The 15,056-nt window shown below is 64.4% G+C and carries 13 protein-coding genes; 4 read left to right on the forward strand and 9 right to left on the reverse strand.

All coding sequences use genetic code 11. The annotated features are described in order from the left end of the window. The first annotated feature begins 81 nt into the window (after positions 1–81). Positions 82–1,143 (forward strand): histidinol-phosphate transaminase, encoded by a 1,062-nt coding sequence (hisC, locus tag KXR83_RS24545; RefSeq protein ID WP_437427069.1) that lies wholly within the window; start codon positions 82–84, stop codon positions 1,141–1,143. Between the two features lie 13 nt (positions 1,144–1,156). Here hisC and KXR83_RS24550 read toward each other — a convergent pair whose 3' ends face one another. After that, positions 1,157–2,086, reverse strand: coding sequence for an alpha/beta hydrolase (locus tag KXR83_RS24550; RefSeq protein ID WP_437427108.1), 930 nt, complete (start codon positions 2,084–2,086; stop codon positions 1,157–1,159). Between the two features lie 257 nt (positions 2,087–2,343). Between KXR83_RS24550 and KXR83_RS24555 the strand changes: the two genes are divergently transcribed. After that, positions 2,344–2,781, forward strand: coding sequence for an acyl-CoA thioesterase (locus KXR83_RS24555; protein ID WP_437427070.1), 438 nt, complete (start codon positions 2,344–2,346; stop codon positions 2,779–2,781). A 13-nt stretch (positions 2,782–2,794) separates the two neighbouring features. Here the strand turns inward: KXR83_RS24555 and KXR83_RS24560 are convergent, their stop codons facing one another. From KXR83_RS24560 to KXR83_RS24570, 3 genes are read right to left on the reverse strand one after another with little or no spacing between them, the layout of a single operon-like run. Further along, a complete protein-coding gene (locus tag KXR83_RS24560; RefSeq protein ID WP_437427071.1) occupies positions 2,795–4,048 on the reverse strand; it encodes a hypothetical protein in 1,254 nt (417 codons plus the stop codon). Positions 4,049–4,080: 32 nt separating this feature from the next. Beyond that, on the reverse strand, positions 4,081–5,217 hold the full coding sequence (locus KXR83_RS24565; protein ID WP_437427072.1) for an acyltransferase family protein: 1,137 nt from the start codon (positions 5,215–5,217) through the stop codon (positions 4,081–4,083). A gap of 14 nt (positions 5,218–5,231) precedes the next feature. Further along, positions 5,232–6,548, reverse strand: a complete 1,317-nt coding sequence (locus tag KXR83_RS24570) for a UDP-N-acetylmuramoyl-tripeptide--D-alanyl-D-alanine ligase (protein WP_437427073.1) — start codon at positions 6,546–6,548, stop codon at positions 5,232–5,234. A 92-nt stretch (positions 6,549–6,640) separates the two neighbouring features. Here KXR83_RS24570 and KXR83_RS24575 point away from each other — a divergent pair, with 92 nt between their 5' ends. Next, positions 6,641–7,732 (forward strand): D-alanine--D-alanine ligase family protein, encoded by a 1,092-nt coding sequence (locus KXR83_RS24575; RefSeq protein WP_437427074.1) that lies wholly within the window; start codon positions 6,641–6,643, stop codon positions 7,730–7,732. Positions 7,733–7,795: 63 nt separating this feature from the next. Here KXR83_RS24575 and KXR83_RS24580 read toward each other — a convergent pair whose 3' ends face one another. Next, on the reverse strand, positions 7,796–8,440 hold the full coding sequence (locus tag KXR83_RS24580; protein ID WP_437427075.1) for a class F sortase: 645 nt from the start codon (positions 8,438–8,440) through the stop codon (positions 7,796–7,798). Further along, a complete protein-coding gene (locus tag KXR83_RS24585; RefSeq protein ID WP_437427076.1) occupies positions 8,440–9,771 on the reverse strand; it encodes an ice-binding family protein in 1,332 nt (443 codons plus the stop codon). Before KXR83_RS24585 ends, KXR83_RS24580 begins: the two co-directional genes overlap by 1 nt. A gap of 624 nt (positions 9,772–10,395) precedes the next feature. On the opposite strand from KXR83_RS24585, the gene KXR83_RS24590 reads away from it, so the two are divergent. Further along, complete coding sequence (locus KXR83_RS24590; RefSeq protein ID WP_243404703.1) at positions 10,396–11,385, forward strand: magnesium transporter CorA family protein; 990 nt, start codon at positions 10,396–10,398, stop codon at positions 11,383–11,385. Positions 11,386–11,460: 75 nt separating this feature from the next. On the opposite strand, the gene KXR83_RS24595 is transcribed toward KXR83_RS24590, so the two are convergent. The 3 genes from KXR83_RS24595 to KXR83_RS24605 form a co-directional block, all read right to left on the reverse strand. After that, positions 11,461–12,507, reverse strand: coding sequence for an isopenicillin N synthase family dioxygenase (locus tag KXR83_RS24595; RefSeq protein WP_437427077.1), 1,047 nt, complete (start codon positions 12,505–12,507; stop codon positions 11,461–11,463). Between the two features lie 110 nt (positions 12,508–12,617). Further along, a complete protein-coding gene (locus KXR83_RS24600) occupies positions 12,618–13,532 on the reverse strand; it encodes an alpha/beta hydrolase (protein WP_437427078.1) in 915 nt (304 codons plus the stop codon). Between the two features lie 82 nt (positions 13,533–13,614). After that, positions 13,615–15,042, reverse strand: a complete 1,428-nt coding sequence (locus KXR83_RS24605) for a fatty acid desaturase family protein (protein WP_317712794.1) — start codon at positions 15,040–15,042, stop codon at positions 13,615–13,617. Between the last annotated feature and the right edge of the window lie 14 nt (positions 15,043–15,056).

A 15,056-nucleotide genomic window follows, 5' to 3' on the forward strand; every position in this document is an offset into this window, starting at 1 on the left:
CAAACCGCCTCGTCGCGCCACCTCCGCAACGGCAAGAGGCCCTGGTGAGGGCAGTCGGCGGCCTCCCCTAGATTGGTTGGGGTGACCCCGCATATCCGCCCCGATCTCGCCGACGTCCCCGCCTACGTCCCCGGCAAGAACGTGCCCGGCGCTCTCAAACTCGCGAGCAACGAGACCACCGACGGCCCCCTGCCGGGTGTCGCAGCCGCGATCGCCGAGGCCGCGGCCGGCGTCAACCGCTACCCCGACAACGGAGCGGTGGAGCTGACCAGCGAGCTGGCCAAGCACCTCGATGTGGCCCCGGAGAACATCCAGACCGGCTGCGGATCGGTCACCCTCTGCCAGAACCTGATCACCATCGCCACGCGGCCCGGAGACGAGGTGCTCTTCGCGTGGCGGTCGTTCGAGACGTACCCGTTGGCCACCAGGGTTGCCGGTGCAACACCGGTCCAGGTGCCTCTGACCGAGGGACGGGTGCACGACTTGCCTGCGATGGCCGATGCCATCACCGACCGCACCCGACTGGTGTTCATCTGCAACCCGAACAACCCGACAGGCACCGTCGTCGACTCAGCTGCCCTCCACGACTTCATGGCTCGGGTTCCGTCCAATGTGATCGTGGCGCTCGACGAGGCCTACTACGAGTACGTCAGACCCACCGAGGCCCAACGCTACGACGCAGTCGAACTACATCGCCGCTACAAGAACCTGGTTGTGCTGCGCACGTTCTCGAAGGCCTACGGTCTGGCCGGGCTGCGGGTCGGTTATGCGATCGCCGATCCGGCAGTCACGAACGCGTTGCTCAAGGTGCACGTGCCCTTCAGCGTGAACTCGCTGGCCCAGTCGGCTGCCATCGCAAGCCTCCATGCCAAAGACGAACTCCTGGCCCGGACCGACTCCGTGGTCGCCGAGCGCGAGCGGGTGACGAGCGAGCTTCGCGACGCCGGATACAACGTGCCGGCAAGTCAGGCGAACTTCGTGTGGATCGACCTCGCCGACGACACGACACGTTTCGCTCAGGAGGCGATGGACGCCGGCGTGATCATTCGCCCGTTCGCAGGCGAAGGTGTGCGGGTCACCGTGACGCATGCCGCGGAGAACGACCGGTTCGTGGCTTTCGCCCGCGACCGCGCATCCCGCTGAACCACCGCTTCCGTCAGAGACCGGGCGACAGGGCCGGCCACAGCGTCTTGAGGTCCTCGGCCCAGTACGCCCAGGAATGTGTGCCGATCACCTGGAAGTTCTCGGTGGCGGGGATTCCAGCGGCCCGCATCCGTACGGCGAACTCGATCGAGCACCGGTAGGCGCCGATCTCCAGATAGCCGCCGACGGCAACGGCCTGGTCCCGGGTGAATCCTGGGTCGGGCACAGTGAGTCGGTCGAGCGGCCCGGGGACTCCGGAGCCCGCCGAAATGTAGATCTGCTTGCCGCGCAGCGCATCGAGGCGTCCGGACGGGTCATGCTCAGCCCAGCCGGGAGAACCCCACGGTCCCCACATGTTGGTGGCATCGCCACCGTCCTTGGCGACGGTTGCGCGGACGTAGCTTTCGTTGATCGGGCCGCTCACCGGCGGGCAACCGCTCATCGAACCGACGCCTGTGTACAGCGAGGGATGACGGGTGGCGAGCGCGAACGCCGACTGGCCACCCATCGACAGCCCCGCAACCGCGTTGTTGCCGTTGCTGTTGTACGTCTCGTCGATCAGCGGGGGCAGCTCCTTGGTCAGGAACGTCTCCCACTTGGGTTTGCCCATCTCCGGATCGCGCTGCTTCCAGTCGGTGTAGAACGCACCTCGCCCTGCGGGAAGGACCACGTTGACGTCCTTGTCGGCGAAGAACTTCTCGGCGCCGCCCTTTTCGATCCAGTCGCTGACCGTCGACGACTTGCTGCCCGCACCGTCGAGCAGGTACAGGCTGCCGCGCGAGGAAGACCGGTCTTGGGGCAACAGCACGGTGAGGTGAACGTCCCCACCCATCGCCGGTGACGCGATTGTCAGATCTTCGCGCTGCGAGCCGACTTTGACGACCTTCTCGATCGTCGCTTCGCCGGCCGGGACGGCGGTGGCCACCGCTGCGTTCGAGGCCATGATCACGCCGCATGCTGCCAACGCTCCCAGTAGACCGAGCCTTGGTGCGTTGCGCGCCACGTATGGCCTCCTCGTTGCCGTTTTCTGGACACCGAAGGGTACCGAGGTTCGCAAGCTAAGAAAAGTGAGGTTAACGAATCAGTAGCGAATCTTCATTGTGAACTTCGGCACCTGGACGCGCGACCACGACGTGCACCAACCGCTAGCCTCGACCGGGGCACTGCCCACCCGACAGAGCACCACGATGGAGGACAGCTATGAGCGGCGAGCCTGCCGGCGGATTCGCCTATGTTGCCGACGTGCCTGTGCGCTGGTCGGACATGGATGCGTTCGGACACATCAATCACGCCCGCATGATCACCCTGATGGAGGAGGCGCGCGTCGCCTGGCTGCTGAGTGTCGGCGAGCAATACGCGCCGCTGATCAAGAGCGCGATGATCGTCACCGTCGAGATCCGGTATCAGGCCCAACTGCGCCACGAGGACAGTCCGCTGCGAATTGCAATGTGGATCAAGGGGTTCCGATCAGTCGACTTCACGATCGGTTACGAGGTGAGGTCAGCGGCGGCCGACCCGGACTCCAAGCCCGCCTGCGTTGCGAGCACTCAGATGGCCGTGGTCGACATCGAGAAGCAACGACTACGACGGCTGACGGACACCGAGAAGTCATACCTTCAAGAGTGGTCGCACAGTTGAGGAATCGAATGCCTCAGCTGTCCGTCTCTTTCCGCAGGCGCGGGTTGGTGATCGCCCGGCTCGGCGCGGGCAGGACCGGCTCTTCGTAGGCCGGTCCCAGAATTCCGGACACGTTGCCCTGCAAGATGTTCCGGTAGTCCCGAAGGTGTGTGCGGCCCATACCGAGTTGCTCGCTGAGCCGTCGGGTGTTCTCGGCCGACAGCTCTCGCTCGCCGGAGCGGCCTATCAGTTGATCGATGCGATGATCGATGGTGCCGGCGTAGTTGACCTGCTCGAGGATCCGCAGTTCGTGCGCCGCCGCGGCCACCGCGTCGGCGACATCGGCAAGGGCAGCCACCCGCGCAATCAGCTGCGACCACACCGGACGTAGCTCGGCCTCGCGTGAACGCAACTGGTCACCGAGACGCTCATCGGATGCTGCCACCACACGAACCCGGTCCAACTCGATCCGGACGGTACGGAGGTTGATCACGTCGGCGGAGATCTCCGCCAGCTCGGCATGCAGATTGATCTGGGTTCGCTGCACCGAGAAGTGGTCACTGCGCCACACGGGCGACCGAACGATCCGGTCGTAGGCACTGCCGGCGACGTAGAGCAACGTCTCGTAACCGTCGACGAACCCTGCCGACGACGAACTGTCGTCGTCGGGCCCTTCGATGATCGCGGCCTTCTCCGCCACCCACTGTCCCGCACGTGAACGTCCGTCGGTGAGCTGGCCGATCACGCCGGCAGCAGTGTTCGCAGCCATCGCACCTGCGCGACGCAAATAGCCGGAGTCGAGGCTGTTGGGGGTCGGGGTGAAGAGCAACGCGTTGAAGAGCCGTTCGCGGTCGGGAATGTCGAGGTAGATACCGTCGCGACGCTCCCGGCGGATGCCGCGCACGGTGCCGGCGAACACCGGCTTGGAGGCGGTGACAAGATTCCGCGCGGTCTCCCGCCGACGGGTGAGGGTCATGATCCGCGATCGCAGAACCATCGCGCCGACCCGGGGCATCCGGGGATTGCGCAGGTAGTCGTCGAGTTGGTCCAGCTCGCGATGCAGTCGGCGCAGATCACCGAAACCGCCGATCGCGGGGATCGGCATACCGGCCGTCGCGCGACGCACCAGCACCGCCCGTGCCGAATCGGACAGGAAGCCGGATGCGATGAGAATTGAGGCTGCGTCCGACAGATCGGGGTGACGACCGGGGATCTTGGAGTGGTCACACCAGCGGCGGATATCCGCGGCAGCACCACCGTCGGTGGTGAATGCAGAACTGTCGGTCATGTGACCTCCCGGTGAAGCGCTTTCAACCAGTATTACCGGACGCTCACGACCGCCGACTTCCGCTTGTGCCACAAAGGGGCGGTGACCTGGTGCAACGCCCAGGCCACAGGGGTGGCCAGCACCACAGTGACGATGAACACCCCGACCACGGATCCGGAGAAGATCGGATAGCCGAGCATGTCCATCACCAGTTCGAGCACGATGAGATGGACGAGGAAGAACTCGTAGGAGATCTCGCCGAACCACACCACCGCCGGCCGCGACATCACCCGGCTCCACCAGTGGTCCCGTGAGCTGATGGCCAGCGGCGCGATCAGTCCGACCGCGATGACGAGGTACAGCACCGACTTCACGATGGTCGCCGAGAGGGAGTTCGGGGTGATGGTCGGCTCGCCCGCGAGCGACGTGCACGCGAGCTGGAATGCGAGCACCGCCACCAGTACCGACAGCAGCGGATGCCAGTTGCGCATCAGCTGACCCAGGATCGCCAGCAGCATCCCGCCGGCGAACCAGATCAGGAACGCCGGCGCCCACAGCCGAGCCGTGACGTCGAGCCCGGCGATGTGATGAGTCGCCACCGCCCAGGCCGGTGACACCAGCATCAGAACGATCACCGCGGCGATCATCACGCCCGGACGCCACCGCCCGCCGCACAGCCGGGAGATCACCCACCCGAACACCGGGAGCAACAGATAGAAGACGACTTCGGTGGCCAGGCTCCACATGTGCGTGAGGCCGGAATGGAGGTACCCGAAGCCGTAGGTCTGGGTGAGGGTCAGGTTGCGGACCAGGCCCTCGGCTCCGTGACCGAGTGTGGAGTTGTCCTCTTTCCAGACAAAGACTAGATAGACGCCGAGCACGGTGATCCAGTACGCCGGAAGGATGCGACGGGCGCGGTGCCAGAAGTACCGGCCGACACCCGGAGCGGCCCCGGACTGTCGTAGCGCGGTGACCCACGGCGTGAAGAGCAGGTACCCCGACAGCACAAAGAAGATGGCGACGCCCACCTCGAGGCGCGCGAAAAACCAGCCCTCGACGTTGTCGGTGTATTTGCCGGTCCAGAACGCCGCATGGGTGGCGCACACCAATAGTGCTGCCAGAGAACGGATCCCGGTGAGTGAGTCGACTCGACCGACGGGTGCGGCCTTTGCTGCCGGAGCGTCGGTCATGGTGGGCGGCTGACTCAGCCGGCGCTCAAGGCCGCGGCGACCCGTTCCAGCGCGGCCACACGACTGCCCTTGACGAGCACCGCGTCGCCCGAGGCGAGATCGGACAGTGCGGCCGCGGCCTGTTCCACGGTCGGAACGTGCTGGGCGTCCGGACCGTAATCGGGTGCATCGACGGCGATCACCTCCACGCCGAGTGCACGGGCGCGCTCGGTGATGGCCAGATGTTCAGCCGGCGCCGACTCACCGAGTTCGGCCATCACGCCGAGTACCGCGACGCGACGCGAGGCGGCCAGGGTCGCCAGGGAGTCCAGCGCTGCGGCCATCGACGTGGGGTTGGCGTTGTAGGCGTCGTTGAGGATGAGCACACCACCCTCGGTGCGGGTGAGTTCCATACGCAGGCCGGAGATCGCGGCCTCGCCCAATCCCGCCGCGATCCTGTCCACCGGGACGCCGATGCCGCCGGCAGCGGCCACTGCCGCAAGCGCGTTGGAGATCTGATGTTCGCCGCGGGCACCAAGGGTGACGGCCGCACTTCCCCAAGGGCTGTGCAGGGTGAAACTGCCACGCAGTTCGTCGTCCAGCGAGATGTTGTCGGCGTAGACGTCGGCGTCGGGGGTGAACCCGTAACGCAACACGGTGGCCGACGTGCGGTCGGCCATGGCCACGACCAGCGGGTGGTCGTTGTTGAGTACGGCCAAACCGTCGTCGGGCAGTGCTTCGATCAGCTCACCCTTTGCCCTGGCCACCGACTCGATGTCGCCGAAGAGTTCGAGGTGCACACCTTCGACGCGTGTCACGATCCCGACCGTGGGTCGCGCGATGTCGCACAGCAGGGCGATGTGCCCGACGCCACGCGCACCCATCTCCACCACCACGGCCTCGGTGTCGTCGCGTGCACCCAGCAAGGTCAACGGCAAGCCGAGCTCATTGTTGAAAGAGCGCTCATTTGCCGCGGTGACGTACGACGTGGCCAGCACCGACGCCAGCAGGTCTTTGGTGGACGTCTTGCCCACCGAGCCGGTGACTCCCACAACGGGGCCGGTCAACCGCCCGCGCGCAGCACGTCCGAGGTCGGCGAGGGCCAGTGCGGTGTCGAGAACCTCGATGGCCGTGCCGCTACCTTCGGCGCTTCGGCTGGTCAGATAGGTGGTGACCCCGGCCTCGCGCGCCTTGCCGATGAAGTCGTGGCCGTCGCGCTCGGCGACGATCGGCACAAACAGCTGGTCGGGGCGCACGCTGCGTGAATCGATGCTCGCACCGTCGATGGTCGTGTCGGGTCCGATCAGACGTCCACCGGTCGCCGCTGCCACATCACTCGCCTTGAATCGCACGCGTCGACGCTACCGGCAACGTGGGTGTCGAGACGACCCATCCCGCACCGGGGCGTCGTTTGCCGCCTTTTTTGGCCCGTATTGTGTCTGCCATGTCTTCGCCCGTACTTTCCGATCGCCTGCGCCTGGTTGTGTTGTTCGGCGGTGTGTCCGCCGAGCACGATGTGTCCTGCGTGACAGCAGCGCACGTCCTGGCCGCGGCCGACCGGTCCAAGTACGACCTGGTGCCGGTCGGGATCACCAAAGACGGCACGTGGTTCCGCAACGACAAGGCCATCGCGGCACTGTCCGACCCCGACGTCTCACTGCCCGACGCCCTCGAACCCGCCGGAACCGAAGTCGATCCGCTGTCCGAGCTGCAGGCGTCACCGGACCGGCTACCCGTCGTCGTGTTGCCGTTGCTGCACGGCCCCCACGGCGAAGACGGAACCGTTCAGGGGATGTTGGAGCTGGCCGGGATCCCTTACGTCGGGGCAGGCGTACTCGGGTCGGCCGTCTGCATGGACAAGGCGCTGGCGAAAATCGTTGCCGCGCAGGCCGGAATTCCTCAGTGCCGGTGGATCGAGTACCGGGTGGGCCAGTCGGACCACAGCACGCTGGTGGATCGCGCAGACGCCGAACTCGGTTTCCCGATGTTCGTCAAACCCGCGAATCTGGGTTCGTCCGTGGGTATCTCGAAAGCCCACGACGAGGCCGAGCTCATCGTGGCGGTGGAACTGGCGCTGCGCTACGACGAAGTCGTGGTGATCGAAGAAGGTGTTGTCGGGCGCGAGATCGAAGTGGCCGTGCTGGGCAACAACGAGCCCGAGACGTCGGTGCCGGGCGAGGTGCGGCCGGGCGCCGAGTTCTACGACTACGAGGACAAGTACATCAACGGTGCTGCGGCATTGATGATCCCGGCCGAGCTGCCAGCAAACGAGGCCGAACGCGTTCGTGAGCTGGCTGTGCAATCGTTCCGCGCGCTGCGATGCTCAGGGATGGCCCGGGTGGACTTCTTCTTCGAAGAGGACGGGCGCGGCTGGCTGTTGAACGAGGCCAACACGATCCCCGGCTTCACGCCCCACTCGATGTACCCAAAACTGTGGGAGGCCACCGGGCTCGACTACAGCTCGTTGATCGACAGGCTGGTCGAGCTAGCTCGCGAAAGACACGCACTGCGAGCCGGATTCAGCACCGAACACTGACAGCGACCGCACAAGGCGCGGAACACCGTCAGGTGTCCCGCGCCCCAGCGATCGAGTATTCGGTCAGCCGGTTCCGACCAGCTTCGCGAATGCAACAACATTGTCTTGGTAGCTGCTCGCGCTTTCATCGAACGCGCCGCCACAGGTGATGAGGCGAAGACCCGCGTAGTCGAGCGTGCCATAGACGAGGTCCGTCGGGAACTCGTCCTTGGGGAACGTTGTCACCTCGGTGACCTCGAATCGAGCAATGCTGCCGTCTTCACGGGTCACGGAGATCTCGGCACCGGGTTCGAGGTTGGCGAGCTCGAAGAAGACGCCTGGAACGCCTGCCCAATCCACATGTCCGGCAATGACTGCCGGGCCCGTCTCCCCCGGTGTCGGCGCACCGGTGTACCAACCGGCCGGGAAGCCTTCTGCCGGAACCTGCATTGCCCCTTGTGCATCGAGTCCGAGTCCCATCAGCGACGAGTCGACGCCGATCGAAGGAACCTCGATCCGGGTGGGAATCGACTTGGTCAGCCCTGCGGCGTTGACCGCAGGATTGACGACGGCATCCCTGGTCGGTACGTCGACGCCACCAGGCGACGACTGACCGGCACATCCTGTGGCCAGCACCGTGATCGCCAGCAACAGAGCCCCGAGCACCGCCGACAGGCGAGATGTTCTGCGTCTACCGCCGTTTGCGGTCGACGCGTCGGACGGCATCATCAGGAGACCTGGACACTGGAAGCCGTTGCGCGGCCGAATTGTTGGAGCCACTGAACGCTCAGGGCGCTTGCGCTGCTTCCGTCACCGGTGTTGACCGAACCACGCGGCACGTTGGGAACCTGACGACCCGGTGACGGTGCCTGGGGTGTGGTGTACTCCCCCGACTCCGGTGCCGGCTGGTTGTAACCCGGCGATCCTGGTTGCCCCGGTGCCCCTGGTCCACCCGGTGCTCCCGGCTGTCCCGGTGCTCCCGGCTGTCCCGGTCCGCCCGGTGCTCCCGGCTGTCCCGGTCCACCTGGTGCTCCGGGCAGGCCCGGAATGTTCGGTAGACCCGGGATGTTGGGCAGAGCCGGCAGTCCGGGGATCGACGGGAGCGTCAGTGTCGGCAATGTTGTTGTGGTCGACGTGTTTTCGTTCGGCAACACCGTTGTTGTCGTAGTGGTCGTGTCGCCTCCGGGGACCGTGGTGGTTGTGGTGGTCTCCTCGGTGGTGGTCGTCTCTTCAGCCGTGGTGGTCGTGGTGTCAGGCACCGTTGTCGTTGTGCTCGAGGACGTGGTGGTTTCCGTCGGCTCGTCCTCACACCCCGAATTGAAGATCGTGTTGTTGTCCAGCGTCACCGCCCCGTTCAGAGAGATGAGGCGACCGTCGATCGTGGCACCTTGAAGTGCGGTGATGGCCTCGGTGTTCGTGATGACCGTCCCGACGAAGTCGGTGTTGGTAGCGATGGTCGCTGCAGTGGGAACCTGCCAAAAGACTCTGCACGCTTGCGCCCCGTTGGTGAGCACTACGCTGCTCCCGGCCGCGGTGATGAGTGTAGAGGTGCTCTTGAAGATCCACACCCCGTCCTTCCGACCCTGTCCGTCGAGCGTGAGGGTTTCGGTGAGCTCCAGCACGCCGGGGGTGTTGTACGTGTCGGCGAACAGTGTTCGCCCGCCCAGTTCGACGCCCCCGAGGGTGGTCCCGCTCTGGCTGCCCATGTTGTTGTACGCGGTGTTTGCCGACCCACGCGCAAGCTCAGAATCCGGGACGCTGCGAACTGTCGGCGAAGGGACGATCTGGTCTGCACCGGGACCGATACCGGTGATGGTCGACGTGGTGGTACCGATGTCGCCGGCCGTGATGGTGGTGGTGTTGGTGTTGGTGATCCCGGAGTAGGCCAGTACCGCGAACTCTTCAGCGGTGCCCAACGGCGGAGCCACCGCGGCAGCGGCCGCTGTTGTAGCGGTGAAAGTAATGGCAGCGAGAGACATGGCGACAACAGACGTCCCGGCCAGCAGCACCTTCTTCAACGGTGATTTGCGAACGATTGCAGGTCTGTATTGCGGGTTCATGCGCACTTGGTTCAGCCCAATTCTGGGTCTCAGAGATCAATGACTGCCGAACTTCGGCTAGGCACCACTCACGTCCACCTGGCGAACAGCGGACCCCGCGCCCCGATTTGCCTGGCCGTGTCAAGTGGTTCCACTCTGGCGAAACTCTTGTGACACCGGCCGCTTGATCTGAGTGAACGCTTATTCAGACAGGTTGTCAAACAAACTCTATGATGAAGTACGGTCAGCTAATGATAGCCAACAGCAATTGATTATCACTATGTGTCACCATTCGTTGTTGCACCCATCCTGCGGCCCCTCGGTGACGAACTACGTACAGATGCGAGCGGTATTCCGATTCGTTCAAGGCATTGACCAGCAGTCTTGCATCTTGCGAACACTCCTTCGTGGTCGACTTCACACCTGTTAACCGAGACATTTGTGAACTTCTTGGCTCTCTTTTAGGCGACGTCCTCATGCCGATTCTGGCGGTGCGCCCCGTCGGCGCCGCCGAACACCACCACAATAGACAGCAAGATCATTTGGATATTTTCTCAGAGAAACCGTTTTATTAACTAGAATCCAACTGCAGTTGACCACGCCCTTTGCGACGCGGCCAACTGGCCCGACTGGCACGATGGGCTCGTGACCGACAAGGTGAATGGCCGGGTATGGATCCACGGCGAACCGCAACAGGACTTCGCCCTCGAGATGGTGTCCGATTGCCTGGGCGACGCCAGCAGACTGGTGTGGGTGGACCTCGTCGATCCCAGCCATGAGGCACTGAGCAAGCTGGCCGTCGAACTCGATCTCAACACCTGGGCGGTGGAGGACGCGTTGGCCGACGCCGAGAGGGTGAAGGCGACCGCATACCCCACCCATCGCTTTGTCACGGTGTACGCAGTGCATGTCGACGATCCGACAACCGGCAAGGGCGCGGCACTGCACAGCGACCGCATCTCGCTGTTCATCAAGGACAACGTCTTGATCACCGTGCGGTTGTCCGACCACTTCGACATGTCCGAGGTGACCACCCGCTGGGAGGAGATGGGAGGCCAGCAGTACGGCATCGGCGCGCTCATCCACGGCCTGCTCGACGTGGTGGTGGACGGGCACTTCGACGCGGTCCAACGGCTCGACGACGGCATCGAGGACCTCGAGACCCTGCTCTTCGACGACAAGTACAACAGCCGGGTGCTCCAGCAGCAGACGTATCAACTCCGCAAAGACCTTGTCTCGCTGCGCCGAGTGGTGATGCCGATGCGCGAGGTGGTGGCGATGATCCAGCGGAGCCGACTGGAGAACAACGCACCCAGCGAACTCGATCCCAACTTCTCGGATCTGTACGACCACGTCCTGCGTGTCACCGAGTGGACGGAATCGTTGCGGGACATGGTCACAACGCTTTTCGAGACCAACCTGTCGCTGCAGGACGCGCGCCTGAACACGGTGATGAAGAAACTCACCGGATGGGCTGCGATCATCGCGGTGCCCACAGCCGTCACCGGGTTCTACGGACAGAACATCCCCTACCCGGGGTTCGACCACTACAGTGGCTTCATCTCCAGCACCGTGGTGATCGTCGTTGCCGTCCTGGCGTTGTACATCCTATTCAAGAAACGCGACTGGCTCTGATCCCGTTCCCGCCCACTGCAGTTGGTCGGCAAAACAACTTCGCGGGTGGCCGGCCGAACAGCGGCAGAAGCTCAGTCAGCGGACGCCGGCCGATCGGAGCCGGGCCGCTTCGCGTCCGGCAGCAGCGTTGGCCACCCCGGCACGTGACCCCGCGAGTTTGCCTGCGATGTGATCGGCAACGGTCACCGGCGAGTACCGACTCCCGGCACCCACACACGAGGGCAACGTGCTGATCGTGGCGTCGATGTTGCCGTCGTGGAAGTACGCAGCCGACCGGCGCCGCTCGATCGTGCCGTCGACGATCGGCGGCTTGACCCGGTGCAGCGTCGACATCCAGCGCTCGTTGGTCCAGCGGGCCATCAGATCGCCGAGGTTGACCAGCAATGCTCCATCCGCGGGCGACACGTCGTGCCAGGTGCCGTCGTGCGCAAGCACCTGCAGCCCTTTGACCTGGTCTGCCCACAGCACGGTCACGATGCCGTAGTCGGTGTGCTCCCCCATCCCGGTCAACTCACCGTCGAGCTCCACCTCGCCGGGCGGCAGCGCATAGTTGTTCATACGCAACACATCCAGCGAGTGGTCGGTGAACCGTTCGAAGAAATCAGGTTCGAGATCGAGTGCGTCGGCGAACACCCGGGTGAGCGTGCGGGCCACCCTGGCGGCCTCGGCGAAGTAGGGTTCAACGCCCGCTTTGAACTCCGGGGCCTCGGATGGCCACAGGTTGTCGGCATAGTCGTCGGCCGGCAGTTCGTGATCGGGATACTGCGCTGCCGCGACGCCCACGTTGAACGCCTCGAAGAAGTCGTTCATCCGGTTGGCCGCTTCGACCCCCAGACTCAGTGACAACGATTCGGTCTTGGGAGGCGCATACCCACGATTGATGCGTGGAGGTGTGCGATAGGCCTTCTTCGTGTCGAGTGGAAGCGCGAAGAACTGGTCCATGGCCGCGGTGAACGCGTCGGTGATCTCGGGTGGGATTCCGTGACCGAGGATCTGGATGAAACCGACCTCGCGGCAGGCCTTGTCGATCTGCCGGGCGACCTCTGCACGTTCCTCATCGGTCCCGCGCCGCACATAGGGCGAGATATCCACAAGGGGGACAACAAAATCAGATTCTGACATGTCTATCTCCTCGCGGGACACGTGTCGACATCAAGTCAGTTGTGGACGTGAACCGCTGCAGCGGCAATGCTAGGTCACCCGGCCACGACCCGCATGCCGGACGGGCTACGTCAGGCTCCCAGTACCGTCTGCACATGTGTGGTGATCGCCTGCACCGCCTGCTCTGCGCCGGGGAGCACGTTGATCAGCTGAAAGAACCCGTGCATCTGTCCTTCGAAGATCGTCAACTGCACCGGCACTCCCCGGTCGGCCATCGACGACGCATAGGCCTCGCCCTCGTCCCTGAGGACATCGTGTTCGGCCAGCAACACCAGTGCGGGCGGAGTGCCCGCCGGGTCTCCCTCCAGCGGTGACGCTTCCGGGCTGAGCCGGGTGGCCGGGTCGGGGGCGTAGTGGTCCCAGAACCAGATCATGGTGTCGCGGCCCAGCAGCAATTGATTCGCGGGGTCGAGGTAACTCACGGTGTTCACATCGTGTCCGGTGACGGGGTAGACCAGGATCTGCAGGGCCAGTGGCGGACCCGATTCGGCCACCGCCCGCTGTGCGACCACTGCGGCCAGATTGCCACCGGCGCTGTCGCCGGCAACGATGAGCGGCTCGTCCGGCCAGCTCGCCGATGCCCACATCGTCGCGTCCCAGGCATCGCGCACTGCGTACGGAAAACGATGTTCGGGTGCGAGACGGTAATCCGGCGCCACCACAACACAATTGGTGGCCTGAGCCAACCGGCGCGAGAGGGCGTCGTACTGGTCCACCGAACCGATCACCCAACCGCCGCCATGAAAGAAGACGATGACGCCGCGAGTGCTGTCGGATGCGCTGTAGACACGCACGGGGATGTCGTAGCCGTCGTCGGCGGGAATCGTGTCGTCGCGCACCGCGTGTAGTTGTGGACCGGCTCCGCTGAGGTCTCCGAGCGCTGTGCTGACCGACCGCGCCTGGTCCGGACTCAGTTCGGCGATGGGCGGCCCGCCGGCCTTGGCCAACTCGGCGAGCAGGGCGGTGGTCGCATCATCGAGTGCCATGAAATCGAGCCTACCGAGCACACCACCGGTGCACGAGCGTCTTCGGCTCATGCACCGGTGGTGGGTAGTTCAGATCCGATACTCAGTCGCGCGGTGGCGGCGACACCTGGACACCACCGGATTCGTGCTCCGGTCCGGCGTTGGGGTGTGAGGCCGGGACGCGACTACGGAAACGGGCCGCTTCGCTCGGCCGGGGGTCTTGTCCGGATCCGCTGTGCGGCGGCCGCTGGAACGGGCCCGGCTTGGGACGTGGCTTTCCGCCCGGCAGTGCCAGACGGAAAATCGTGCGGTGCACCTGGAACCACTGCTGCCCGAAAGGTCCTGTGTTGTACGGCAATCCGTAACGTTCACAGATGTCCTTGACCTTGGGTGCCACCTCCGAGTAGCGAGTGCTCGGCATATCTGGGTAGAGGTGATGCTCTACCTGGTAACCGAGGTTTCCGCTGATCACGTGAAACAGTGGGCTGCCCTCGATGTTGGCCGCACCGAGCAACTGCCGGACGTACCAGCCACCACGGGTCTCGTTCTCGGTTTCCTTCTGACTGAACGTGTACGTCTGGTCCGGGAAGTGGCCGCAGAAGATGATGGCGTGGGCCCACACGTTGCGGATGATGTTCGCCGTAAAGTCCGCCGCAAACGTCGCGATGAAGGTCTGCTCGACGCCCGGGAGGGCCTTGTCCATCACGTCGGCAACGTTGCCCACCGCACCCTTGCCACCCTGGACGCGACGCAGCCTGCGCGCGAGGCGCGAGGTCTTCGGCTGCTCGATCCGCCCACCGGACGCGATCTGCGTGAGCGCAAATGCGCCGGCGCTGATGGCCGGCCAGCCGATGTAGTCCTTGATCACCTGGCGGCGTGCCTTCACACCGATGCCCTTGATGTCGTGCCATAGCTCCGACATCGACTTTTCCCGCTTGCGGATCGCCTCCAGATCCAGATCATGCAGTGCCACACCCCATTCGAAGAACGCGGTGAGCAGGAAGTTGTAGAACGGCTGGGCGAGGTAGACGGGGTTCCAGCGCTGGTGCGGGTCGATCCGCATGATCTCGTATCCGAGATCCTTGTCTTTGCCGCGGATGTTGGTGAACGTGTGGTGGATGTAGTTGTGCGAGTGACGCCAGGATTCGCCGGTGGACGCGGTGTCCCAGTCCCATACCGACGAGTGGATATCCGGATCGTTCATCCAGTCCCACTGGCCGTGCATCACGTTGTGGCCGATCTCCATGTTCTCCAGGATCTTGGCCATCCCGAGGCACGCGGTGCCCGCCACCCAGGACACCTTCGACCGCGACCCGAGAAGCAGCACGCGGCCGGCGACGGCCAGTTGACGCTGGGTGGCGATGACGTTTTTGATATAGGCGCGGTCGCGATCGCCGAGGTCGCCGTAGACCTCGTCGTGGATGGCGTCGAACTCTTTGCCCAGCTGTTCGATGGTCTCGTCACTCAGATGCGCCAGCGGGTTCTCTGGGTCAGGAGTGATCGGACGGGTTCGTTCGGCATTGATGGTCATGGTGACTCCTAAAA

Origin of the sequence: Williamsia muralis (assembly GCF_051487485.1) — a bacterium.
In the GTDB taxonomy this organism is placed as follows: Bacteria; Actinomycetota; Actinomycetes; order Mycobacteriales; family Mycobacteriaceae; genus Williamsia; species Williamsia muralis_B.